Origin of the sequence: Pseudarthrobacter sp. AB1 (assembly GCF_014926485.1) — a bacterium.
In the GTDB taxonomy this organism is placed as follows: domain Bacteria; phylum Actinomycetota; class Actinomycetes; order Actinomycetales; family Micrococcaceae; genus Arthrobacter.
The window spans coordinates 26,792-50,713 of record NZ_PZKO01000031.1 but is presented as its reverse complement, the minus strand read 5'-3'; the positions used below and the strand labels follow the sequence as shown (position 1 = coordinate 50,713).

The 23,922-nt window shown below is 63.8% G+C and carries 19 protein-coding genes and 1 pseudogene; 10 read left to right on the top strand and 10 right to left on the bottom strand.

From position 1 onward, the window contains the following. Positions 1-18 precede the first annotated feature (18 nt). Together DAD99_RS08475 and DAD99_RS08470 are read right to left on the bottom strand one after the other, a co-directional pair. Positions 19-2,025 (bottom strand): hydantoinase B/oxoprolinase family protein, encoded by a 2,007-nt coding sequence (locus tag DAD99_RS08475; protein WP_219729674.1) that lies wholly within the window; start codon positions 2,023-2,025, stop codon positions 19-21. Between the two features lie 2 nt (positions 2,026-2,027). Next, entirely contained in the window at positions 2,028-4,082 is a 2,055-nt protein-coding gene (locus DAD99_RS08470; RefSeq protein WP_193341162.1) for a hydantoinase/oxoprolinase family protein, read from the bottom strand. 449 nt (positions 4,083-4,531) lie between these two features. On the opposite strand from DAD99_RS08470, the gene DAD99_RS08465 reads away from it, so the two are divergent. Together DAD99_RS08465 and DAD99_RS22160 are read left to right on the top strand one after the other, a co-directional pair. Then, positions 4,532-6,448: a PAS domain-containing sensor histidine kinase gene (locus DAD99_RS08465; RefSeq protein WP_193341161.1), complete on the top strand. Its 1,917-nt coding sequence runs from the start codon at positions 4,532-4,534 to the stop codon at positions 6,446-6,448. Then, positions 6,445-7,086, top strand: coding sequence for a response regulator transcription factor (locus DAD99_RS22160; RefSeq protein WP_193341160.1), 642 nt, complete (start codon positions 6,445-6,447; stop codon positions 7,084-7,086). Before DAD99_RS08465 ends, DAD99_RS22160 begins: the two co-directional genes overlap by 4 nt. A gap of 848 nt (positions 7,087-7,934) precedes the next feature. Here DAD99_RS22160 and DAD99_RS08455 read toward each other — a convergent pair. The 5 genes and pseudogenes from DAD99_RS08455 to DAD99_RS08430 all read right to left on the bottom strand — a co-directional run bounded on the left by DAD99_RS08455 (position 7,935) and on the right by DAD99_RS08430 (position 12,609). Further along, on the bottom strand, positions 7,935-8,135 hold the full coding sequence (locus tag DAD99_RS08455) for a hypothetical protein (RefSeq protein ID WP_193341159.1): 201 nt from the start codon (positions 8,133-8,135) through the stop codon (positions 7,935-7,937). Positions 8,136-8,212: 77 nt separating this feature from the next. Beyond that, positions 8,213-9,103 (bottom strand): annotated as a pseudogene (locus DAD99_RS21615) (transposase); the annotation flags it as partial. A gap of 109 nt (positions 9,104-9,212) precedes the next feature. After that, complete coding sequence (locus tag DAD99_RS08440; RefSeq protein ID WP_375372193.1) at positions 9,213-10,577, bottom strand: APC family permease; 1,365 nt, start codon at positions 10,575-10,577, stop codon at positions 9,213-9,215. A 560-nt stretch (positions 10,578-11,137) separates the two neighbouring features. Continuing rightward, entirely contained in the window at positions 11,138-11,950 is an 813-nt protein-coding gene (locus DAD99_RS22155) for a DUF6919 domain-containing protein (protein WP_309233229.1), read from the bottom strand. A 53-nt stretch (positions 11,951-12,003) separates the two neighbouring features. Next, positions 12,004-12,609 carry a hypothetical protein gene (locus tag DAD99_RS08430; protein WP_309233228.1) on the bottom strand — a complete coding sequence of 202 codons (606 nt, stop codon included), beginning with the start codon at positions 12,607-12,609 and terminating at the stop codon, positions 12,004-12,006. A gap of 159 nt (positions 12,610-12,768) precedes the next feature. Between DAD99_RS08430 and DAD99_RS08425 the strand changes: the two genes are divergently transcribed. After that, entirely contained in the window at positions 12,769-13,149 is a 381-nt protein-coding gene (locus tag DAD99_RS08425; protein ID WP_193341155.1) for a VOC family protein, read from the top strand. An 83-nt stretch (positions 13,150-13,232) separates the two neighbouring features. On the opposite strand, the gene DAD99_RS08420 is transcribed toward DAD99_RS08425, so the two are convergent. Continuing rightward, positions 13,233-13,625, bottom strand: coding sequence for a DUF5997 family protein (locus DAD99_RS08420; protein WP_193341154.1), 393 nt, complete (start codon positions 13,623-13,625; stop codon positions 13,233-13,235). A 123-nt stretch (positions 13,626-13,748) separates the two neighbouring features. Here DAD99_RS08420 and DAD99_RS08415 point away from each other — a divergent pair, with 123 nt between their 5' ends. Beyond that, positions 13,749-14,498 (top strand): LysR substrate-binding domain-containing protein, encoded by a 750-nt coding sequence (locus DAD99_RS08415; protein ID WP_193341153.1) that lies wholly within the window; start codon positions 13,749-13,751, stop codon positions 14,496-14,498. A gap of 24 nt (positions 14,499-14,522) precedes the next feature. Here the strand turns inward: DAD99_RS08415 and DAD99_RS08410 are convergent, their stop codons facing one another. Further along, positions 14,523-14,858, bottom strand: a complete 336-nt coding sequence (locus DAD99_RS08410) for a hypothetical protein (protein WP_193341152.1) — start codon at positions 14,856-14,858, stop codon at positions 14,523-14,525. 339 nt (positions 14,859-15,197) lie between these two features. Then, positions 15,198-17,132, bottom strand: a complete 1,935-nt coding sequence (locus DAD99_RS08405) for an adenylyl cyclase (RefSeq protein ID WP_227007810.1) — start codon at positions 17,130-17,132, stop codon at positions 15,198-15,200. A 308-nt stretch (positions 17,133-17,440) separates the two neighbouring features. Between DAD99_RS08405 and DAD99_RS08400 the strand changes: the two genes are divergently transcribed. The 6 genes from DAD99_RS08400 (at position 17,441) to DAD99_RS21610 (ending at position 23,826) form a co-directional block, all read left to right on the top strand. Then, entirely contained in the window at positions 17,441-18,733 is a 1,293-nt protein-coding gene (locus tag DAD99_RS08400; RefSeq protein WP_185262102.1) for an ABC transporter substrate-binding protein, read from the top strand. A gap of 3 nt (positions 18,734-18,736) precedes the next feature. Further along, the gene (locus tag DAD99_RS08395) at positions 18,737-19,729 is read left to right on the top strand and encodes a carbohydrate ABC transporter permease (protein WP_193341151.1); all 993 of its coding nucleotides are present in this window, start codon (positions 18,737-18,739) and stop codon (positions 19,727-19,729) included. After that, a complete protein-coding gene (locus DAD99_RS08390; protein ID WP_193341150.1) occupies positions 19,726-20,640 on the top strand; it encodes a carbohydrate ABC transporter permease in 915 nt (304 codons plus the stop codon). The genes DAD99_RS08395 and DAD99_RS08390 overlap by 4 nt, the downstream gene beginning before the upstream one ends. Beyond that, entirely contained in the window at positions 20,637-22,112 is a 1,476-nt protein-coding gene (locus DAD99_RS08385; RefSeq protein WP_193341149.1) for a glycoside hydrolase family 1 protein, read from the top strand. The genes DAD99_RS08390 and DAD99_RS08385 overlap by 4 nt, the downstream gene beginning before the upstream one ends. A gap of 25 nt (positions 22,113-22,137) precedes the next feature. Beyond that, the gene (locus DAD99_RS08380) at positions 22,138-23,196 is read left to right on the top strand and encodes a LacI family DNA-binding transcriptional regulator (protein ID WP_193341148.1); all 1,059 of its coding nucleotides are present in this window, start codon (positions 22,138-22,140) and stop codon (positions 23,194-23,196) included. Positions 23,197-23,274: 78 nt separating this feature from the next. Further along, a complete protein-coding gene (locus DAD99_RS21610) occupies positions 23,275-23,826 on the top strand; it encodes a fibronectin type III domain-containing protein (RefSeq protein WP_309233227.1) in 552 nt (183 codons plus the stop codon). The last annotated feature ends 96 nt before the right edge of the window (positions 23,827-23,922 follow it).

Genomic DNA, 23,922 nt, shown 5'->3' with positions numbered 1-23,922 from the left:
GTGTTGGTCAGAATGCGCTTAGTGCCAGTGGGCCGACGAACGCTTTTCCATGCTCTTGCGGAACTCTGAGGTGGTCTCCGGGAACAGTTCCCCGGTGCCCCAGTCCAGGATGACGCCGTGGCGGCGGATCACGTCGAGCATGTCCATCTCTCCGGCGCGGTACTTCTCCGCCACGGCGACCGGATCGGCGGTCAGCCACCCTAGGCGGTCGCCACGGATCTGCTGGCGCAGCTCGAGGCTGGCTGCTTGATCGATCTCAAACTGGTCCAGTTCGCGATCGATTTCGCGGATGATGACGCCGTAGTCCTTCGCTGCGCGTTCGATCGACACGTACTCGTCGATGACGTCTTCGAGGACTTCGTCGAAGGGGCGTTCCAGGGGATCGCCGTAGCCGCCCCCACCAGCGGACGGGCGGGTAAACGAGTCCCCGGAGTGCAGCGGAACGGCGGAGAAGTTGGAACCGAGGAACTTTTCCTGATCGGTTCCCTTGTTCATCCAGACACCGTGCGGGATGGACGGCAGGCCGCCTTCGATGCCCCAGGTGATGGAGCGTGCACGGTCGCAGCAGTAGCTCATCACGGTCTTCGTCGCGTCGACCAGGGTGCCGCCCTTTTCGATGCCGAGGCCACCGCGGAATCGTCCGGGTCCGCCGGAGTCGGTACCGATCTGGTGCACGGTGGTCAGGACCGGCGACAGCCGCTCCTGACCTTCGATGGGCTGGACGGCCAAACCGGGTCCGAAGACCGGGGCGGTGGCGCTGGCTCCGTCTTTGGAGGCTCGTCCGCCCCAGCCGCCGGCCATCCAGTCGTACCACATGAAGTAGGGGTTATCGTCGGTGCGGCCGTCGCGGCCACCGACCAGGAGGTACTCGAGGTTGAAGGCGCAGGCCATGGCGCGTTCGGGCATGATCTGGGACCAGAGCTCGAAGATTCCGTTCATGAGCTTTTCGTAGGGACCGGAGCAGAACCCGGTGACCGCGTAGGGCCACCCGGCATTGACCACGGTGCCCTCGGGCCCGATTTCCGCATCGACGGCGGCGTAGAAGCCGGAGTTCAGCGGAACGTCCGGGAAGAACGTCTTGGTGCCGGCGTAGATGGCCGAGTGGGTTGTGCCGTAACCGGAGTTAAGGAAGGTTTCGACGGCGGGCGCGGAACCGGTCAGGTCGTAGTGGATGCCCTTGCCGTCCAGTGTCAGCTTGATTTTGATGGGCACCAGGCCCTCGCCCTTGCCCGGGTCGAAGTCGATGTAATCGGTGGTCTCCCACACTCCCTGCGGCAGGGATTCCAGGCGGCGCAGGACGATCCGTTCAACGTAGTCCTGGGTTTCCTGCATCGCGGCGACGACCGTCGATTTGGAGTATTTGTCCACCAGGCGGAGGACTTCACGCTCGCACACGGCAGTCGCTTCTGACTGGGCCTGCAGGTCACCCATCGCCTGGCGCGGTGCCCGGGTGTTCGACACCAGGAGCTGGGCGACGTCGTGAAGGAAGACACCCTTGCTCCAGATCCGCACGGGAGTGATCCGCAGGCCTTCGCCGAAATGTTCCTTGGCGTTGACATCGAATGAACCCGGAACGTTGCCGCCAATGTCAGCCCAGTGGCCCTTGTTCTGGGCGAAGGCGATCACCTCACCGTCGGAGAAGATCGGTCGAATGAAGCTGACGTCGTTGAAGTGTGTGCCGCCCCGGTACGGGTCGTTGATGGCAAACACGTCCCCCGGATGAATGTCTTTGCCGAATTCTTCGATGACGGCCTTGCACTGGAAGTGCAGGGTACCGACGTGGACGGCAATGTCGCCGCTGCCCTGCATGACGGTGTTTCCGTTCGCGTCACAGAGAGCGGAGGAGAAGTCGCGGGAGTAAATAACAAAGGAATAGCAGGTCCGGAGAATCTGCTCGCTCATCAGGTCGACGCTGGTGACGAAGGCGTTTTTCAGCACCTCGAACGTTACGGGGTCAAGGCCTGATGCCTGCCGTGCATCGGTGTGGGCGACATGGAGATCTGGAATGGTGATCACGTCGGTCATGATTAGGCTTCCTGCTCGTCTTTGAACTCTGTGAGGTGGATCCGGATGTTGAGCCACTCGTCGATCTCGGCGGTGGTGCGCGGGGGCACGACCGTCGTGGAGTCAAGCTGGTCGATGATGGCGGGACCTTGGAAAGTCGCGCCGGCGCCGAGCTTGGTGCGGTCGTAGACGGGCGTATCGACCCAGCCGTCCTCACCGAAGTACACCGGCCGGACCGAATCGGGTTCGCCAGGCTCGGATACCCATTCCGTGGCCGGAGCGAAGGAGGGCTTGGGCGTCTTGCCGACAGCGGAGAGCTGCAGCTGGTAGATTTCCACGGGCTGGTCATCCTGGCGGAACGCAAATTCGCGCTCGTGCTGCTGGTGGAAGCTCTGGATGGCTTCTTCCAGAGCACCGTCGCCGGTTCCCATATTGACGGCCAATGAACGCCACTGTCCCTGGTAGCGCATGGAGATGATCCGCTGCAGGATCGAATTCTCCGCGGATACGCCTTCGTGGCGGAGCCGGGCGGTGGCCTCCGTTTCGAGGGCCTTGTACTTGCTCTCCAGGTCTTCCGGATCGGCGTCGGCGGCAACAGCCGTGTACATCGCGGACAGGTCGTGCCTGATATCCACCAGGAGGCAGCCCAGCGCGGATGTGACGCCGGGGTTGGGCGGTACGACGACGGTGGGAATGTTCAGTTCCTTGGCCACCTCGACGCCGTGCAGGGCGCCGGCGCCACCGAAGGCGAGCAGCGCGAAGTCGCGGGGGTCATAGCCGCGGCGGATGGAGATCAGGCGGACGGCGTCAGCCATGTTGGCGTTCGCGACCTGGAGGATGGCGTGGGCGGCCTCGGCTTCGCTCATGCCCAGCGGTTCAGCGATGGCACGCTTGATCACGGCCTGGGAGAGCCCGCGGTCCAGCGTCTTCGCGCCGCCGGCCAGGGTGGATCCGAGCCTGTTCAGGACCACGTTGGCGTCGCAGTTGGTGGGCTCTTCGCCGCCCATGTTGTAGCAGGCGGGTCCCGGATCGGCGCCCGCGGACTGCGGGCCGTTGCGCAGCGAACCGGCAATGTCGATGTGCGCAATCGAGCCGCCGCCGGCGCCGATGGTGAGGACCTCGATGCTGGGGAAGACGATGGGGTGGCCGTATTCAACCTGCCATTCTTTGGTGATGCGGAGCTCACCGTCGGAGACCAGGGCAATATCGGTAGACGTGCCGCCCATGTCCAGGCTCACGGCGTTTTCGAAGCCACACTGCTGGGCGATGTGTTTCGCTGCGATCGCGCCGGCTGCGATGCCGGACGCTGCGAGGCGCACGGGGTAGCGCTTGACCATGCGGGGGGTCATGGAACCGCCGCCGGAGTGAAGGAGCAGCAGGTCGCCGTCGTAACCGCCGGTTTTGAGCTCCTCGGCGAGACGGCTGACATAGCCGGACACCAGGGGTCCCAGCACGGCGTTGGAAACGGCGGTGTTGAAGCGGTCGTGCTCGAAGATTTCGGGCAGGATCTCGGCTGAGGTGGAGACCGTGGCTTCCGGAAGTTCCTCTTCCAGGATTTTCCGCATCCGGATTTCGTGCTCGGCGTTGGCGTAGGAGTTGATGAAGCAGACGGCGATGGTGGTGACGCCGCGCTTACGGAGGACCGCGGCCAGGCGGCGGGCTTCTTCTTCGTCCAGGGGAGCGACGATGTTGCCGGCGTAGTCAACACGTTCGGTCACCTCGAACCTGTCGCGGCGGCGGATGTAGGGGCCGGTCACGTCGTTGTAGGCGTCCCAAAGGTCGTCTTTGGTACCGTCCCTGATCTCGATGACGTCCCTGAACCCCTTTGTCGTGACCATGGCTGCGGGGGGAAAGTTCCGGGTAATCAGGGCGTTTGTTGCTACCGTGGTGCCGTGTGAGAACAGCGACACGTCAGCCAGATTGATCTCGGCGCGTTCCACCCCGTTCAATATCGCCAGCATGGGGTCAGCTGGTGTCGACGGGACCTTGGTGACACGCATGCGCTGTGTTTCTTCATCGAAAATGCAGACGTCAGTGAATGTTCCCCCGACGTCGACGGCGACTCTGAGATTGGACATCTATGTTCCTCCAGGATGCTGCGGATTGGGTACCACTGGTTGACCCGCCCCGCCGGGTCCTTTCATTCCTAATTCTTCAGCTGATCCCTGTGGCACACATCGGCCGGTTGCAGCTCCAAAGGAATGATCTTTTTCTGACCAAAAGGATGATGCCGCTGCGGCCGCGCCTAAACTCGAGCCTGACGTGCCCGCGGCTTTGCCGGCACCTCGTATCACTGGAGTTGGTTGCCTCCGCACAGGTACGCGCACAGCAGGGCCCGGGTTTCCAATGCTTAAATTGTCTGTTGGCTCATGTCCGCGTCAAAGCCGCCCACTGAAGCGCTTCCGTCCAGTAGTAGTACCGGATCACGGTTCTCCGCTGGTCAACCACCGACCTGCGAGTACGGATCAGGCACTCGTGACAAAGGGGCGCCTGCTCATGAACTATGCCGTTGTGAAAGACTATTGCCGTGAGTTCCGCAGAAGCCCTCAGCAGGCTGAAACAAGGCGCCTTCGACGCGGCGCCGCTGGCGACTGCCATCTTTCGCAGGGAGACCTCCGAACGGCTTGTGTTTCTTGGAGGCAACAGCGAATTCGGTTCGCTCGTCCAGGGCAACGCTAGTCCCAACCAAGGCACAGAGGGGGAGCTCGGGGCAGCCCTTTCCCGGCTGGTAACCGCCTCACTTTCCACTACGTCCGACCCCTTCACCGTGGTCGTCCACCTGGGTGATCATCTTGAAGCCTTCCGTCCGCGGGTCAAGCCGTTCCGTGTGCCGGGGGATCCGGCTGAATACTTGGTAGTCCAATTGACGGCGCTTAGCGAGCAAAACTCTACGGAACGTGATCTGCACTCAACGGTCCGGCAACTCAAAGATCTTCTGGATAACTCGACTGCGCTGATGTACATCAAGGACCTTGACGGGAGGTACCTCATCGCCAACCACTACTACGCCCAACGCTTTGGCGTCAGCTCGGAATCAATCCTCGGTCTTACCGATTACGATCTGTTCGCCAAACCGATCGCAGACCATTACACGAAGAACGACGACATGGTGATCAGAACCTCCACTTCTATCGAAGTCGAGGAACCCCTGGTCACCATCGGCGACCTGACTGACCCGGACGAAGACAGCCGCTGGCTCTCCATCAAATTCCCTCTCCTCGACGACGCGGGCAACCCCTACGCTCTCGGCGCGATCTCCACCGACATAACCGACCGCAAGCGCGCCGAGAGGGCAGCCCGCGATGCAATGCATGAGGCAGAACGTGCCAATCGGTCAAAGAACGAATTTTTGTCCAGGATGAGCCATGAGCTGCGGACGCCGTTGAATGCCATCCTTGGATTCGCCCAGCTGCTTCAAAACCTTCCACTCAGTCCCACGGCAGCCGAAAGTGCCCGTCATATTCTCGACGCCGGCAACCATCTGCTGTCACTCGTAAACGAGGTCCTGGACATCACCTGGATCGAAGCCGGGGCTCCTGGCATCGCCACGGCACCTGTGCCTGCCATTGAATCCATACACCAAGCTCTCCAACTCATGCGCCCGCTCGCGGCTGCGCAGGACATCGAAATCGCCAGCGATCTCCATGGCGCCCTCCACCTCTACGTTCTAGCTGACACACAACGGCTCCGGCAGGTCTTCCTCAATCTGCTCGGAAACGCGGTGAAGTTCAACAGCGCGCAGGGTGTAGTCCGCGTCTGGTGCGAACTCAGAGAGGGTTCCCTTCGATTCCTTATCATGGACACGGGTCCCGGGATGGCCGAAGCCGATGTCCAGCGATTGTTCACACCCTTCGTGCGACTACCCCAGTCCGCTGAGGTCGAAGGGTCCGGCCTGGGGCTGGCGCTGTCCAGGAAGCTCGTCGAAGAAATGGGGGGTGTTCTGGGCATCGAACACACCGCTCCCGGCGAGGGCTCGACGTTTTTTGTTGAGATGCCTCTTGCGTCGGCTCCAGAAGCTGATGCCATAGCGCCCATGCCGGGTGCGGGAACCTTAACCATCCCTAGTGGACGCGATGCAACAATCCTCCACATTGAAGACACGCACGCAAATATTCGCCTGGTGGAGAACATCATCGCGGGGATGGGTGGGCTAAATCTGATCTCCGCAACCAGCGGCAAATCAGGAATTGCTCTGTCACAAACAGCGTCGCCCCAACTCATCCTGCTCGACCTGAACCTCTCCGACATGTCGGGGGTCGAGGTCGTGAAACAGTTGCAGGAGGACGAGCGCACAAGGCAGGTCCCGGTCATCATTATCTCCGCAGATGCCACTCCTGCCCGCATCGCAGAGCTGCGCGGTATAGGCATCTTGGATTACCTCACCAAACCTTTCGAAATCGACCATTTCGCGCGCACGATCCGCAGCGCATTGGCGCTGCCGTGAAGATCATCAACGTATTCATTGCTGACGACCACCCCGTCTACCGGGAAGGCCTCGCCCAGAATTGGGAGGGCGTGCCACAGATCAACGTCATAGGCTCGGCAGGGGATGGCAAAAGTGCCCTCGAGGCCATCCGGCAGTTGAAACCCGACGTGGCCGTCATGGACCTGAAACTGCCCGAACTCGATGGCATGCAGGTCCTGGAGTTGCTGTTCGCGGAGGACTCGCCCACCAGTGTCCTCGTGCTAACTGCCTACATGGACAGTACAACCGTCTACAGGGCCTTGACTCACGGCGCTCGGGGATTCCTCGAGAAGGCAGCATCGTTTAGTGAGATCACGGAAGCCGTCCTGCAGATTGGCGCCGGCGGAACCATCATCGCCCCTTTTGCGCAGGATGTTCTTGCTCGGGAACTCCGTACTCGCCAGAACACAACCGAAAAACCAATCCTGACCTCCCGCGAAGTCGAAATTCTCCGTCTAGCGGCCGATGGGCACTCCGGCCAAAAGATCGCCAGTGAACTCCACATCTCCCTAACGACCGTCAAAACTCATTTACAGCACATCTACGACAAACTCGACGTCTCCGACCGGGCCTCCGCCGTCGCGCAAGCCATACGCCGCGGCTTTCTTCGCTGGTAGTTACAAGTGGGGACAAGTCCGTCCGTTGCTGCCGGCAATGCCAACGCCTTGCACTCGAAGTACTGCGCATGTACGATGCGTCCTTGCCGAAAACCACTACTACTGCCGATGGGCCGCCATGAGATGCCTGCGCAGCAGGACTGCGCCGTCTTCGGCTGAGAACTGGGCCTCTGCACCCCACGCTTCCCCATAACCTGCCCGGGGTTGGGTGGATTCGTGCTGTGGAGTTGCGCCGTTTCTGCTTACTTGATGATGTCGAGGAAGGCATGGGTGGCAGGGCTGGGATTGAAGTCACTCCAGGGACGTATTCATCCCGGGAGGGTTCGTCAGCGATCGGGAGGCTCACCGGGGCGTGACGGCGGGGCGCGGTCCGGGATGGCAGGAGTGTGACGGCGAGATTCCGACGAATCAGATCGGTCGTGAGGTCGATGGCCATGATGGCTTCCTCTCTGAAGCGATCAACTAGCCAATAAATTTGAACGTTGCGTCTGTTTTGTGACGTGAGGTCGGGAACTTGTGGTCCCGTCGCTCTGACTTACTCAGGCCGCGGACAACGTAGCGGGTGGCCGTGTTTCTGACCCGGATCCCCAGCAGAAGGGACAGCCGAGGAAGTCGAGGGAGGAGCGGCAGGCCGGGCAGTCCTCAGGATTCAATTTCTGGTTCGGTCGTAGTGACCGTAGGCTCTCAGTGGACGGCTGACGGTCACGTCCGCTGTTCACTAAAGCTATCCGCTTCATGACAAGCCTCCTGATGCTGCAGAAGTGGTGACTGGTTGACCCGCCCCTCCGGGTCCTTTCATTCCTAATTCTTCAGCTGATCCATGTGGCACACATCGGCCGGTTGCAGCTCTAAAGGAATGATCTTCTTCTGGCCAGAAGGATGATTCCACTGCGGCCGCGCTCACCTTCGACGAGGGCGCGGCTGGTGATCTCGTTGGGGCCGCCGTCGCCGCCCCACATGCACGGAAGCATCTGCTTGAACCGTCCGGGGAAATCATGCCGCCTGTTTGTTGGCGGCGTCGTCGGGTAACGAGCCGGTTTGTAGATCATAATATGTCTGCTCAAATTCCTCTGGCGTCTGGTGATCCAGGGCGGAGTGCAGGCGTTCGTTGACTCTTCTATGTCTGTCAAGCGGTTTCCTGCACCTTTTTGGCCTGAGCCGAGACAGTCAGAATTCTGAACACCCGTCGGGCCAGATAGCGCTTGACGCAACGTCGGATTTCCTTGTCGGTTTTACCTTCGGCACGTCGTTTCTCGACGTAGTCGCAGGTTTCAGAGTCGTAGGTCATCCTGGTGATCGCAGCCATGTGAAGGGCACTGTTGAGCCTTCTATCGCCTCCACGGTTCAGCCGATGTCGAACGGTGTTCCCGGACGATGCAGGGATGGGATTCACGCCGGCCAGACAGGAGAAGGCAGCTTCGCTACGGACCCGTCCCTCGTGCGACCACGCGCCACCAAACATTTCGTCGCGGCGACCGCCTGGAAGCCCTTCTCCTCGAGCAGGGGTGCGGCCTCGCTGACCTTGACCAGCTCGTCCAGCTTTTGCTCGTTGGACTTCAACTGCTCACCGAGGTCCAGGATGTGTTTGGCGAGGCGGACCGCCTCGGAGCGGGCGATACTCAAAGCCAGTTCTTCCTCGCGTTCACGCCAGCGTGAGATCTCCTCGATCTGGACTGGGGTGAGCTTCCTGCGGGCATCAATTCCGAGACTGTTACTGCGTACCAAAGCGTTCAATGCGTTGATCGAACGGGTACGGCCCTTGGTCATGGACTCGCGGGCGGTGACCAGGATCCGCAAGCCCTGGCGGATCCCTTCATTCAGACGGGGGCGGCGCAGTTTCTCAACCGGCAACGACAGAACTGCAATGGCCATCCGGTGGGCGTCCAAGGCATCGGTTTTACCGACACCGCGGTTCTTCTTGGCATCCATGCGAGGAGCCTCGGCGACGGGGAATCCGTGGGCGGCCACTACCGGCGATGAAGCATCCAACTTTGGGGCCCGTTTGCCGTGCAATCCACCACTTGACGTGCCAGCAGCGAGCAAAGACGGCCCGGCACTCTGCTGGGAGTGCCGGGCCGTCTTCTTTTCTTGCTATGAATATTCCTGCGGCAGGTGGCCGCCGAGGTTCAGGCTCGTGTGGCGCCGCGCCGCTGCGCAAGGCGTTCGAGCAGCCTGTGCTCAGCGTCCTCGCCGGGGGCGATTCCGGACGGAATGCGGAAGTAGAAGACCAGTCCGAGGACCCACCAGAGCCCGAAGAGGATCCACGGCGGCGGGGTGAGGGCTGCCGGCATGCCGGGGAGGTAGAGGCTGAGCAGTCCAAGGCAAAGGACCACAGCGGTGACGCCGATGGCGATGCCGCCGTTGCCCTTGCCGCCGATGCGGAGCGGGCGGTCCATGTTGGGTTCGCGGCGGCGCAGGAGCACGAACACCACGGCCACCAGGATGTAGGCCATGACGATGCTCGGTGCACCGGAATCGACCAGCCAGCCCAGCATCTTGACGCCGAAGAACGGTGCCAGGAACGACAGTCCGCCGATGAACAGCAGCGCGTTGACGGGGGTGCGGAATTTGGGGTGCAGCTTGCCGAACCAGGCCGGCAGCATTCCGGAGCGCGCCATCGAGTACACGAGGCGTGAGGCACCCATCAGCAGCGAGTTCCACGAGGTCAGGATCCCGGCAATACCGCCGGCAATCAAGATCTTGGCCATGACGTCGCTGCCGAACAGCGCACCCATGGCATCGGCGGTGGCAATATCCGCCTTGGCGATGTCCCCTGCCGGCATGGCCGAGGAGGTGGTCAGGATGGTCATGACGTACCAGACCGTGGCGAGCAGGACGGCAACGACGACGAGCTTGCCGATCTGGCGTGCCGGGATGTTCACTTCCTCCGCGGACTGGGGAATAACGTCAAAGCCCACGAACAGGAAGGGGACCACGACGAGGACGGCGAAGTAGCCGTTGAGGCCGCCGGTAAAGAAGGGCTCCATGTTCGTGGCCGAGCCACCGACGAAGGAACCGAAAACCAGCATGAGGCCAATGATCAGAAGGAACACCACGACGAAGGTCTGGGCGACTCCGGCGAGCTTGACGCCCAGGATGTTGACTCCGGTGATCACCACGGCGGCAGCGGCGCCCACCAGTGCCCAGGTCAGGTGCACCTGGTATCCGGCCACTTCCCAGAGCGGGATCTGGCTCAGGTCAGGAAAGAGGTACTGCGCCGTTCGGGGCAGCGCGACCGCCTCGAAGGCAACGACCGAGATGTAGCCGCCGGTGATGGCCCAGGATCCAATAAAGGACCAGCGCGGGCCCATCCCGCGGAGCAGGAAGTTGTGCTCGCCGCCCGCAAGGGGCATGGCCGCAGTCAGTTCGGCGTAGGTCAGCCCCACCACCATCATGATTACACCGCCGGTAACCATCGCCATGACCGCACCCATGGTGCCGGCTGCGGCGATCCAGTCCCCGGTGAGAACCACCCAGCTGAAACCGATCATGGCGCCGAAACCGAGCGCCAGGGCGTCCCAGTTGCCCAGGACCTTCAGCAGGGACGTACCCTGCTGTGCATGCTGTGGGAGCGTATCCCGCACTTGTGTAGGTTGAGAGACTTTCATTTCATCCTCGCTCGTGATTTGGTAGCGCGGTCCGACGTCGGATGGGCCCGCAAGAGCCTGTGATGCGCGCCACGCTTTGCTTAAACGTAGAGGAACAAGGGCGATTTCCCGTTGTGCAATCAGGACAAAAGCTCTCAATCAAACTGGGCACTCTGCACAAGCCGTGGCTTTGCGATCCGGGAGCAATTTCGGGTTCTGACATCCGAACGCATACATTGCCGCAAGGCGGCCTGACCTGCGAAAACGCCGAATTAGTCATGGAACGGGAGTTCTCGCAGCTACTTCTACTCCCGTGCTTTGAACGCCGATAACCATAATTATGTCAAGTTAATCAGTTGAAGCTTCAACTGCAGTGATTGTCCTCCGACGCCGCTTGTCCTGTCGCAATTTAGTTGGCCATTTTCGCAACTTACCTGGCCACCTACGGATTTCTGGGGTTTGTCTCAGTTAATCTGGCCACCATGGATGCTGTTAAGCCGCTGAGGGCGCTGCCTTCGAACATGACGGACGGGACCCGTGTGCTGGCGCGCCTGGACGGGCGTATGGCGAATACGCCGCTTTCTGGGGCTCTTGCATCGCTCGGGCTTGAGTCGGCGCTTCCCGTGCGGGCGTTCTTCTCGTGGACGGGCAAGCGGAACTACGAGGGCAGATGGTGGTCCAGTACGGTCCGGTCCCATGTTGGGTTCGAGAGCCTGCTGGTGCGCGACTTCCTGCTCTCGGCGGACCATGACCGGGATGTCGTTGGGGTCGCGTCCCAGCCGTTCGCGTTCCTGTGGCCGCGCGGGACCGAGGGTTCCCGGGGGCACGTGCCCGACTTCTTCGTCCGGCTGCGGGACGGTAACTACCTCGCCGCCGTCGAGCGTAACCGGGATGGCGCCGCTGCTGGCCTCGCCTGGGGCGTGGGCCACCGTCACCAGCTCAGTCCGGGTGGAGAGGGCCAGGAGTTCCGCGGCCGTCTCCGCACTGCAGAAGCCGGTCACGTACTGCCGCTGGGCGGAGCCATCGGTCCGCAGCCCGGGCTGGGATTCCTTGGTGAACAGCCCGTTCCTGTTCAGGGCGGCAAGCTCCGCCGCGATGGGTGCCGTTTCGGCGTCGTAGCGGACAGTAAAGGTGGCCGCCTGGTACTCGCTCTTGCCCTCCAGCCAGCGCGCCGTCAGTTCCCCGGCCGCTGCCAGCGTGATGGCTTGCCGCCAAGCCCCCTTATCCTCCAGGCGCCTGCCGAACTGGTCACGGATTTCCGCTTCTGTGGGTTCCATCCTCGGATGCTACGGCGCCCCGCCGCAGGACTCCAGCGACGGCGACACAGCAGTTAACGTCCGACGGCGGGAAGTCCGGCAGGGATCCCGGCAGCCCGTTCCGCCGCAGCGAGGGCAAGGCCAAAGCGGACGACGGCGGGAGCGTAGCCCTGGTGCGGCACGGTCCGCAGCTGTTCCGCCTCCCTCATGGCGCGGATCAGCGCGGACGTCTCGGGCAGCCGGACGTCCGTCATGGCGGGGTAGTCGATGCAGCAGGCGGGGTCCAGTTCGTAGCGGCTCCACCGGGCCAGAAGTGCGTCATGTTCAGCCTGCGCGGCGGTGTGCACGGGCCCGTCCTGCCTTTGCTGGCGGCGGCGTTCCTGCCACGCCAGGATTTGGGGGCTGCCCCGGTACGCGGCCACGCCCGCCCCTGTCCCCAGCACAGCCAGGAGTGCGCCGGACCAAGGTGACGCAAGTGTGGGAATGAGGATCGCCGGGATTGCCACGGCAGACCCCATAAAAACGTCCCAGAATACGGGGTCAGGGGCGTGGACGGCAGGGTCCGGCGTCGAATGCCGGCGGACAGCCAGGACAGTGGCGGCCACCGCGCACACCAGCACTGCACCCCAGAAGCCCAGCTGCAAGGCTCCAAACAGGACGGATTCTGCGAATGCCGGCACTGCGACACCTCCCCGCGTCAGACCCGGCCCAGGATTCCGGGTTGCTCCTTCCATTGCAACCCCTCCGGACGCCGGGGTCAATGGCGGGACCTTCTGCGCCGCCTTCCGGGATTCGTGCCGGAGGTTCCCGCCCCTGCCGCGGGCCGGTAGCTTGGGACCATGAGACTGAAAATGTGCAGCATCCATGTCCAGGATCCGGCCGCAGCCCACACGTTCTACACCGGGACCCTCGGGTTCGAGACGCTGATGGCGATGCCCGAGTACAACCTCTTCATCATCAAGGATCCCGGCGCCGATGCCGGGTCCGTGGGGCTGCTGCTGGAGCCCAGTGACAACCCGATCGGTGCGACCTACATGAACGCCCTGCACGACGCCGGGATCGCGGCCATCACATTCGGGGTTCCGGATGTGCAGGCCGAGTACGGCCGGCTGGTGGCCGCAGGCGTGACCTTCCAGGGCGAACCATCAGAGGATCCGTCCGGGATCAATGCAGTCTTCGACGATGGCTGCGGCAACTTCGTGCAGTTGCACCAGGACTGACGTTCCCCAAAAACAACAAAGGCTTGTCCGCGGATCCGGACAGTCAAGGTTCGGATCCGCGAACAAGCCTATGAACGGCGCGGCTACTCGGCCTGGGCGCGGGCCTTCTTGGCTGCCTCGTCCTTGACCCGCTGGGCTTCGGTACGGACGGCGGCGTGGGTGGAGCGCTCGGTGACCAGCCACGCCGGGGGAGCCTGCAGCAGCGCGGTGATTTCCGCCGTCGTCAGCGCTTCCTCAACACCGCCGCGGGCCAGGCCGCTGATGGAGACGTTCAGCTTCTGGGCCACAACCGGGCGGGGGTGCGGGCCGTTGCGGCGGAGTTCCGCGAGCCACTCCGGCGGGTTGGTCTGGAGTTCGGCGAAATCGGCGCGGCTGATGGTTGAATCCTGGAACTCCTGCGGTGTTGCCGGCAGGTAGATGCCAAGCTTCTTGGCAACGGTGGCCGGCTTCATGGACTGGGAGTTTGCAGAGGTCATGATTCAAGGGTATCCGGCTGCCCGCCTGAAAGGCACCAATACTGCACCATCTCAGTACCAGTCCCGCCCCATTTCAACAACAGTTCCGGTATTGCGGGGCCGCGCGGGCGGTACTGTGAAGACGTGCCCGCAGACAATAAATCCCCGCAGAACGCCAGTCCCGACGAATCGCCGGAGCAGGAGGCGCCCCGCGTGCTCCGCTTCGCCTATGTGGCCGGCGTGACCCCGGGCAAGTGGATCCGCCGCTGGGAAGAGCGCGTGCTGGACATCCCGCTGGAGTCGTTTATGTCCGACGACGGCGCCCAGCTTTCCGTATTAGGTGACGGTTCTGCGGACCTCAGCTTTGTCCGGCTTCCGGTGGAGCGTGAGGGCCTCAACGTGATTCCCCTGTATGAGGAGCAGCCCGTGGTGGTGGCGCCCAAGGGGCACGAGATTTCAGTGTTTGAGGAAGTGGCACTGGGCGACCTGTCGGCAGAGTCTTTCCTGGATGTCGCCGAATTGGGTGGCCCGGAAGCGGCCATGCAGGTGGTGGCGTCCGGCGCTGGCCTGGTGATCCTGCCCATGTCCGTGGCCCGGCATTTCAATGTCAAGGACACTGTGGCCCGCCGGCTGACAGGCGCCCCGAGCACGGAGATCGCGCTGGCCTGGCCCAGCGATTCCACGGACGACATCATCGAGGAGTTCATCGGGATTGTCCGCGGCCGCACGGCGGCGAGCTCCCGGCAGCCCTCGGCCCAGCAGGAGAAGCCCAAGAAGGAACCGAAGCCGGACCGGCGCGGCCCCGCGGTTAAGAAGCCGAAGGTGGCCCAGCGGTACGCCCCGAATCCGGACAAGGGCCGCGGCAAAGGCTCCCGGAAGAAGGGCAAGCGCTAAAGCGCTGCCCCAGGATCTGGGCCTCTACTTGGCGCAGGCGTCCTGGAGGGCCTTGACGGAGTCGGCCGGAACCTGGTCGCCGGAGTCGGCGATCTGGCGCAGCGGGGTGGTGATCTCGGCGGGGGCGCCCGCGGTCTCCGCGCCGGCAACCAGACCGCCCAGCAGTTCCTTGTCCTGGACACTGATCAGGCCGTCCTCGACGAGGGCGCAGGCCTGCTTCTTCACTTCACTGCCGGCCGCCGTGGCGACCTGGGAGGCGCCGTCGCTGACGGCCTTGTTCGCGGCGTCCTGCACCTGGCCGCAACCGGTCAGGGCAATCATGAGGGTGGCAGCGGACAGGGCGGCGAGGTGAAGTTTCATCCACGCACCCTAACAAGGGCTCCTGAGCGGAAGCTGGCCGCGGACCGGCTGCCGGCGCCTGCCGGGCGTTTGACCGGCTGAAGACCGCCGTCCCATCTGCGTCCGCGACTGCTGACGGTCTGGGGAGTGGCCTCCGTGCGCGGGCGGCTGCCCACGTCACGCCCGCGACGCGGATACCTTTCCACGACGCGCTAAATTCCTGGCGCGCCGGTACTCCGGTAGCGGCAGGAACTTAGCGCCGCGCGGAGTAGAAGGCGTGTCGTCGGGGGTGGCCAAAAGAGCATGCCAGGCGTGGCCCTCGGGCGGGCGGGACATGGGATCCCGCCCGCCGGCGTGGTCTTAGCCGAAGCTGGCGACGTAGCTGGGCACCCCGACGGCGTCCGTCGAGACGGGCGCACCGGTGTCATTGATGACGTGGTCCAGCGTTCCTGCGCCGAGGTTGACGGTCAGCAGGCCACGGAGCCTCACTCCGGGCGTGACCGGTACTTCGAAGCCACGGGTGGCGTGAATCGTTGGATCCACGTTGTTGTAGACGTAGCTCCCCCCGCCCCAGAGTTCATGGGTCTTGACCGAATCAGCGATCTTGTAGCCTGCCCAGCCAAGGACTCCGTCATGCTGCCAGGCGGCCTGGTTGGGCGCATCGTAGGGCAGCTCGTTCTGGAAGAACACCGTTTTGCCGTGCTCACCGTTCCAGATGACGTTGTACTGCTGGTAGTGCTCCACGAACAAGCCGGTGGCCGTGACGTGGTCGCCGTTGATGATGACGCCGTTGTCCGCCGTGTTGGTGGTCCAGCCGACACCGTTGCCGTGGTCCGCCCGCCAGGCCCAGATGTGGTCCAGGAGCACGTTGTCGCTGTTGACTTCCAGGCTCAGCGAAGCCTTGCCCACGTGCGGTCCGCCGATGCGGAAGAACACGTCGTGCAGCGTGGTGGGGTTGGAAGGGTCGCTGTGATTCAGTGACTTCTGGGCGCCGCCGCCGCCTGCAGAATCCGCGACCTTGCCGATGCGCATCAGAGCGGGCGAGTTCACCTCGCCGGCATCCACAGTGACGGCGGCGATATCGACGCCGGGGACATCCGCGACTGTCAGCGGCACGGCGCCATTGACGGCGGTGAGGGTGGCCATGCCGAGCCCGAGCACAACCGTGTTGGCACGCTTGACCTCAATGCTCTGGTCGATGTCGTAGACCCCCGGGGTCAGCAGCAGGTTTTTGCCGCGAGCCAGCTGGGAGTTGATGGTCTTGACCGAATCGCCGGGTCTGGCCACGAAGAAGTCGGAAAGCGGGATACTGCGGCCCGCCGTCGGACCGTTTTCCCATGTGGTTCCGGCAGAGTCCCTGCGGACCCCGGGAACGAAGACGCCGTACTGGCCCGCCGCGTCGACGGTGAGGTACGGCTTCTCCCGGCTGACCGGGGTGCCCGCGAGGTTGGTGTAGGGCGGATTCGGGAAGGACTGCGCCGGGGCACCGTCCACGCCGGAGAAGACCTGGTTCCAGACCCCGTTGGACCAATCGCCGATGCTGCTGTCACGAACGAAATACTGCTGCTGCGAACCGTTGATCACGGTGCCGGTCTTGGAGTCGGAAATGAACCCTCCGCTGGCATACTGCGGTCCGGCGGTGCAGTAGTCCATCAGGGACAGGTTGCCGCCGGTGATGTTGACCCGCCGCATGGGGGAGGCCTGCGAGGCAGCCCAGAAGTTGGCCGAACTCCGGCAGCCGTCGAGGCCGGTGACGTTGATGGTGAGGTTGGACAGGGAGCGCCAGAAGTTGTTCAGCGCGATGCAGTTGTCCGCGGTCAGGCACCGGTTGTACACATCAACGTGCCCGTTGATGGTGACATCCGTGGGTGAAGCGCCCAGGCCCGCGACCTCGGTCGAGTAGCCGACCTGGACGATGAGGGGCTCCTCGGCGGTGCCATAGGTGCCGGGCTTAAACAAAAGGGAGTACCGCTTGGAACCCATTTCGTCGTCGACCTGTGCGGCCGCTATGGCGTCGACAGTTGCCTGGATATCGGCCACCGGCATGCTGGGGTCGAAGATTCGGACATTGGGGCCGAAGCCGGGGTCGCCCGCCTGCGGGGCGGCCTGGCGGGGTGCGGGCGTGGGGGTCTGCGGCGCTCCCGCCACAGAGGCAGCCGCAACGCCGCCGCCGCTGCCGATGAGGCCGATGAGGAGTGCGGCAGTGCCGGCAATGGACCGGATCCGGAGACGCGGCTGCTGCGGAACGTCGGCTGGGGTGCCCGCTGAACGAGCGGGGAAATGGGCTAGCGGCATTGCTGGTCCTGTTCTCTGAGGGCGGGTTTCGTCGCATTCGGCGGCAAAGACGGTTGATCCCGACTGGGTCACCACCATAGTGGGAGCGCTCCCACACTGGAGCGTAACATCGCCCCAGGCCTCGGGCAAGGGTTTGTTTCCCCGGAGGAGCCCGGCCTTGACAAGCCGATGTGAGGTGGGACACCATGTCGGTGAGAGCGCTCCCACGCGGATCGCCCAGCCCGCAGACGGTGCGGCTGACCCCTCTCCGGCCACGGCGACTTCCGGCGCTGTGAACCGGATGGAATCTTGACGAAGGAGTCTTACCTGTGAAAAACCCAAACAAGTTCTCTGTGCTGTCCGCTGCGGCCGCCTGCCTGGCCCTATCGCTGACGGCCTGCGGTTCATCCGCCCCCGAGAAGTCCGGCGCCGACGGGGCCACCGGTTCCAAGCCGGTGACCCTGACCGTTGGCACGTTTAATGAGTTCGGCTACGAGAAGCTTTTTGAAGAATACGAAACGCTGAACCCGAACGTCACGATCGAGCACAAGAAGGCGGCCACCACCAACGAAGCCCGCGATAACCTCACCACCCGGCTGGCAGCCGGGTCCGGGTTGTCCGATATTGAAGCCGTTGAGGTGGACTGGCTGCCCGAGCTGCTCCAATATCCCGACCGCTTCACCGACCTGACCGACCCGGCTGTCGAAGGACGCTGGCTGGACTGGAAGGCCGACGCTGCGAAGACCGCCGACGGCAAGCTTCTGGGCTACGGCACCGACTCCGGGCCCGAGGCGGTCTGCTACAACGCCGAGCTGCTCAAAAAAGCGGGCCTGCCCACCGAGCGCGGGGAAGTTGCGAAGATGCTGGGCGGGACCTGGGAGAGCTACTTTGAGGCCGGCAAGAAGTTCAAGGCAGCCAACCCGGACTCTGCCTGGTTCGACTCCGCCGGGGCGATCTACCAGGGCATGAGCAACCAGCTTAAGAAGGTCTATGAGGAGGAGGACGGCACCGTCATCGCCACGGAAAACCAGAAGGTCAAGGACACCTACAACCAGGTCCTGAAAGCCTCCGCGGAGGACGGGCTCTCAGCCCACCTCGGCCAGTGGAGCGATGACTGGGCCTCCGGATTCCAGACAGGCGCTTTCGCGACGACCCTCTGCCCGGGCTGGATGCTCGGTGTCATTGAAGGCAACGCGGCCGGAGTTACCGGCTGGGACGTCGCCAACGTCTTCCCCGGCGGCGGCGGCAACTGGGGCGGCTCCTACCTTACTGTCCCCACACAAAGTGACAGCCAGGCCGAGGCAAAGAAACTGGCCGGCTGGCTGACCGCCCCCGAGCAGCAGGTCAAGGCCTTCACTGCCAAGGGCACCTTCCCGAGCCAGAAGCAGGCACTGGAAAGCAGCGAGTTGCTGGGCCAGACGAATACCTTTTTCAACGGCGCACCCACGGGCCAGATCTTCGCCGAACGTGCTAAGGCCGTTGAGGTAACCCCGTTCAAGGGCACCAAGTTCTTCGCTATTAATGACGCCATGCAGCAGGCCCTCACCCGCGTGGACGTCGACAAGACGGACGACGCCGCCTCCTCCTGGGAGAAGTTCGTCACCGCCGTAAAGTCCCTGTAAGCCATGACGATCACGGACCAGGTCAAGCCCCGGAGCGCAGGCGATGTGCCACCGCCGCCGGGCGGCAGCAAAAGCGTCCGGCGTCTGGCGCTCTCCCAGCAGGTCTCCAAGTGGGACGTGAAACTCTCCCCCTATCTGTACATCTCCCCGTTCTTCATCCTGTTTGCCATCACGGGACTTTTTCCGCTGATTTACACAGGCTGGGTTTCGCTGCACAACTGGAACCTAATCGGCGGGCAGGGGAAGTTCACGGGACTGGAGAACTACGGCTTCGTCCTGTCGCAGCCCTACTTCTGGAACGCTGTTGGCAATACGCTCAGCATTTTCCTCCTGTCCTCCGTTCCCCAGGTCGTCATTGCCCTGGTAATAGCGGCGGTGCTGGACGCGAATCTGAGGGCCAGGACATTCTGGCGGATGGGGATCCTGGTGCCGTTCGTCGTCGCACCTGTAGCGGTGGGCCTGATCTTCAACAATCTCTTCGCCGACCAGTTCGGCCTGATCAACGAGATTTTGAAAGCACTGGGGCTTGGCCCGGTCCGTTGGCATTCTGATTCGCTCGCCAGCCATACGGCGATCGCCACCATGGTGAACTTCCGCTGGACGGGCTACAACGCGCTCATCTTCCTCGCGGCCATGCAGGCAATCCCGCGGGACGTGTTCGAGGCCGCGACCATCGACGGTGCCGGGAGGCTGCGGCAGTTTTTCTCCGTGACTGTTCCCATGTTGCGGCCGACGGTGATTTTCGTCGTCATCACGTCCACCATCGGCGGACTGCAGATCTTCGACGAGGCGCGTGTCTTCGACCAGTCCGGGCTGGGCGGGGCGGACAGGCAGTGGCAGACCCTGACTATGTATATCTGGGAGCTCGGTTGGGGCCAGCGGAACTTTGGCAGGGCCTCCGCCGTGGCGTGGCTGCTCTTCGTGATGATCGTGCTCATCGCCCTGCTCAATTTCATCATATCCAAGCGCATAGCAAGCCAGGGAGGCCGCAAATGAGCTCCATCCCCATGATCGAACAAAGTGCAGGGAAGGCCGCCGCCCGGGCCGCGGCGCGGCGGGGTCCCGGCGTCGGGCGTAAAACGGGCTCCTCCAGCGTCCGCCGGCCTGGTTTCCTGACGTACGGTTTCCTCGGCGCCGTCCTGCTCGCATCCCTTTTTCCCCTGTACTGGTCCTTCCTCGTTGGCAGCCATGACAACACGGTCCTGAGCCGCGGCATACCGCTGCTGCCCGGCGGGAACTTCCTTGCCAACGCGGCGAAGGTCTTCGACAGCATCCCGTTCTGGAAGGCCATGGGCAACAGCCTCATCGTCTCCAGCGTGACGGCGTCTTCCGTCGTGGTGTTCTCCACGCTCGCCGGGTTCGCCTTCGCCAAGCTTCGGTTCCGGGGGAGCAAGGGGTTGCTGGTCTTTGTGGTCGCCACTATGGCCGTCCCGACTCAGCTGGGCGTCGTCCCGCTGTTCATCGTGATGTCCAAGCTCGGCTGGACCGGCTCGCTGTGGGCTGTCATCATTCCCGGTGTTGTCACGGCCTTTGGCGTGTTCTGGATGACCCAGTATCTGCGGGACGCCCTCCCGGACGAGCTCATCGAGGCGGTGCGGATGGACGGCGCTTCGATGATCCAGTCCTTCTGGTACATAGGATTCCCGGCCGCCCGGCCGGCCGCTGCCATGCTGGCGCTGTTCACGTTCGTAGCCACCTGGACGAACTTCTTCTGGCCGTTCATCGTCCTTGACCCCTCAAATCCCACATTGCCGGTGGCGTTGCAGCTGCTGCAGGCCGCACACTTTGTGGACTACTCGGTGGTCCTGGCTGGAGCAGTCCTGGCCACCGTTCCGCTGTTGCTGCTATTTGTCGCCGCAGGCCGCCAGCTCGTTTCCGGAATCATGCAAGGAGCAGTAAAAGGATGAACACCACCCCGCTCTCATTCCCCGAGGGTTTTCTGTGGGGGGCGGCCACTGCCGCTTACCAGATAGAAGGGGCCGCCCACCTCGGCGGCCGGAAAGACTCAATCTGGGACACCTTCTGCCGGGTTCCCGGAGCGGTCGCCGATGGCCACAATGGCGACGTCGCATGCGATCACTACCATCGCACTGCCGAGGATGTCGCCTTGATGAAATCGCTGCATCTCAGGGCGTACCGGTTCTCCGTGTCCTGGGCCCGCTGCATGCCGGACGGCAGGACCCCGAACCCGGAGGGGATCGCGTTCTACTCCCGCCTGGTGGATGAACTGCTGGCCGCAGGCATCACCCCCTGGCTGACGCTGTACCACTGGGACCTGCCGCAGGCCTTGGAGGACGAGGGCGGCTGGGCCAACCGGGAGACCTCCCGGCTTTTCGCCGCCTACGCCGCCGTCATGCACGAGGCCCTCGGCGACCGTGTGCGGATCTGGACCACGCTCAATGAACCCTGGTGCTCGGCTTTCCTTGGCTACGCCGCCGGTGTCCACGCGCCGGGCCGGCAGGAACCGGCAGCCGCGCTCGCCGCCGCCCACCATCTGCTGCTCGGCCACGGGCTCGCGGTTGCCGAACTGCGCCGGCGCGACCCGGCCGCAAAACTGGGCATCACCCTGAATCTCACGGTTGCGGATCCGGCCGATCCTGACTCCGCCATCGACCGTGACGCGGCCCGCCGCATCGACGGGCTGCACAACAGGATCTTCCTGGATCCGCTCCTCCGCGGTGAATACCCCGCGGACGTGCTCGACGATGTTTCCGGGCTCGGCTTCGACGCTGTTGTCCAGGAAGGCGATCTGGCCGTCATTTCAGCGGCACTGGACCTGCTCGGCGTCAACTATTACCAGGGCGAAGCCCTCACCAGGACGGCGTCCCCTGCAGACCACACGGGCCGCCCGGAAACCGTGACGACCACGGCACAGGCCGCGCCGGAGTCCGAGGTCCGGACCCCGGCGTCACCGTTCGTCTCCGCTGACGGCGTGCACTCGGTGCCGCGCGGGCTGCCGGTGACCGGCATGGGCTGGGAGGTCCAGCCCGAGGGCCTGTTTCGGCTGCTGACGCGGCTCCAGCGGGAGTACACGGGTCCGGCCGGCGTCCCGATTTACATGACGGAAAACGGGGCCGCCTACCCGGACACCCCCGACGCCGACGGCTTCGTCGACGACCAGGACCGGCTGGCCTATTTTGACGCACACCTACGCGCGGTGCGGGATGCGATTGACGCCGGCGTGGACGTCCGCGGCTACCTCGCGTGGTCCCTGCTGGACAACTTCGAGTGGGCCTACGGGTACCACCAGCGCTTCGGACTGGTCCGGGTGGACTACGAGACCCTGGAGCGGATCCCCAAGGCCAGTGGCCTCTGGTACGCGCAGGTGGCGGCGTCGAACGCCATACAGGGCGGCAAGGTGGCCTCGCACGTGGGATGACCGGGGATGTCGTATTCTCAAAGTGATGAGCGAACAGATCCACCGGGGTGTCCGGCCAGAACCGGCGAGGCCGAGCCCTACCCTTGAAGACCTTGCGAAGGCGGCGGGCGTGTCCCGCTCGACCGCCTCGCGGGCCATCAACGGCGGTTCCCGGGTCAGCCCGGAAGCCCAAGCGGCCGTGGACGCCGCCGTCGTAGCGCTTGCCTACACCCCTAACCGGGCGGCACGCAGCCTGGTCACCCGCCGGACCTCGTCAATTGCCTTGGTAATTCCCGAGCCGGATGCGCGCGTCATGATGGATCCCTTCTTCGCTGCTGTCATTACCGGCGTTAATGAAGCGCTCCGCAGCACCGACATGCAGCTGGTGCTCCTGATGTCCCGGGCAGGTGACGACTCGGCCAGGACCCTCCGGTACCTGCGCGGCGGACACGTGGACGGCGCGATTGTGGTCTCCCACCACCGTGCCGACGACTGGGCGGAGACCCTCGGCACGACGGGCCTGCCCACTGTTTTCATTGGCAGGCCTTGGGATAACAAGCTCGGTGTTCCCTTTGTGGACCTGGACAATTTTGAGGGCGGCCGCCTGGCAGCCCGCCACCTCGCGTCCATTGGACGCACGAGGCTTGGAACCGTGGCCGGCCCGGCCGACATGCCCGCTGCAGCGGACCGCTTGGATGGCTGGCGGCAGGGACTGCTTGAGGCCGGCCTGCAGGCCGGCCCCGTCATCCACGGGGACTTCACGACGGCGGGCGGCACGGACGCTGCACGACGCCTGCTCGCGGACATGCCGGAGTTGGACGGCGTTTTCGCGGCGTCGGACCTCATGGCGCTGGGCGTGATCGAAGTTGTTCGTGGCCAGGGCCGGGACGTGCCCGGGGACGTGGCGGTGGTGGGTTTCGACAACCACGCGCTTACGGCGTCAAACGGCCTCAGCCTCACCACGGTGACCCAGCCGATGGTGGATATGGCCGTGGCGGCCGGGCAACTGCTGATCTGCGGGATCGAGAACCCGGAATTACGGCTGGAACCCGTGATCTACCCGGCCCAACTCGTGGTTCGCGCAAGCACAACAGGCCCCGCCTGAGCCGGAGGCGGCAAACCCGGAAGCAGCGCCGGAAACCGGTACTGAACCAGCCTCCCGAACGCATTCCAAAGATAAACCTTGTGGTTTCGGTCGCCATTGCCTCATCACCGCCGGAGCCGACCTGCGCGTCTGGCTCCAAGATGGAGAGCGCATCGGGTTCAGCTCCGGCGGCGGGGACTACGTCGCGTTCGCACCCACCGGCGCGGCCTGGACTGTCTCCGGGACGAAACTGAGCAGCACCCTCGACGGAAAGGGGTACCTCTCCGTCGCCGCACTGCCGACTGGTCCCACCGACACCGACGCGGCGCGCACAGCGGTCGCCGACGATTACGCGCCATACGCGTATGCCAAGGCCCCCCGCGGTGCCGTAGTAAAGGAAAGGTCCAGGGCAAGTCTTTGCTGGCGTCCTGGACCGCACCTGCCTCCGATGGCGGGTTTCCCATCACCGATTACCTGATTGAGACATCCACCGACGGCGTGAACTGGAAGACCTTCGGTGACGGTGTCAGTGACGAGACGAGTGCCAAGATCACGGGACTCCTCGGGAAAACCGAATACCTGGTGCGGATCGCCGCGGTCAGCGACCCCGCCACCGGAGCCTGGTTGACCACCACGGCTACGACCAAGTAGCCCCACTTGCAGCCAGCCGGCGGCCGCTGCGACTCTGCCATTACGGAGAGGCGCGGCGGCCGTTCGCGTGTGCAGACATAACTCCGTACCCCTCCG

Coding starts and splice junctions, on each gene's coding strand:
- DAD99_RS08470 (WP_193341162.1), bottom strand. CDS start 4,082: ATGTCCAATCTCAGAGTCGCCGTCGACGTCGGGGGAACATTCACTGAC.
- DAD99_RS08475 (WP_219729674.1), bottom strand. CDS start 2,025: ATGACCGACGTGATCACCATTCCAGATCTCCATGTCGCCCACACCGAT.
- DAD99_RS08380 (WP_193341148.1), top strand. CDS start 22,138: ATGAGCGAACAGATCCACCGGGGTGTCCGGCCAGAACCGGCGAGGCCG.
- DAD99_RS08385 (WP_193341149.1), top strand. CDS start 20,637: ATGAACACCACCCCGCTCTCATTCCCCGAGGGTTTTCTGTGGGGGGCG.
- DAD99_RS08455 (WP_193341159.1), bottom strand. CDS start 8,135: ATGATCTACAAACCGGCTCGTTACCCGACGACGCCGCCAACAAACAGG.
- DAD99_RS08440 (WP_375372193.1), bottom strand. CDS start 10,577: ATGATCGGTTTCAGCTGGGTGGTTCTCACCGGGGACTGGATCGCCGCA.
- DAD99_RS08410 (WP_193341152.1), bottom strand. CDS start 14,858: ATGAAACTTCACCTCGCCGCCCTGTCCGCTGCCACCCTCATGATTGCC.
- DAD99_RS08425 (WP_193341155.1), top strand. CDS start 12,769: ATGAGACTGAAAATGTGCAGCATCCATGTCCAGGATCCGGCCGCAGCC.
- DAD99_RS08420 (WP_193341154.1), bottom strand. CDS start 13,625: ATGACCTCTGCAAACTCCCAGTCCATGAAGCCGGCCACCGTTGCCAAG.
- DAD99_RS08405 (WP_227007810.1), bottom strand. CDS start 17,132: ATGCCGCTAGCCCATTTCCCCGCTCGTTCAGCGGGCACCCCAGCCGAC.
- DAD99_RS08390 (WP_193341150.1), top strand. CDS start 19,726: ATGAGCTCCATCCCCATGATCGAACAAAGTGCAGGGAAGGCCGCCGCC.
- DAD99_RS22155 (WP_309233229.1), bottom strand. CDS start 11,950: ATGGAACCCACAGAAGCGGAAATCCGTGACCAGTTCGGCAGGCGCCTG.
- DAD99_RS08395 (WP_193341151.1), top strand. CDS start 18,737: ATGACGATCACGGACCAGGTCAAGCCCCGGAGCGCAGGCGATGTGCCA.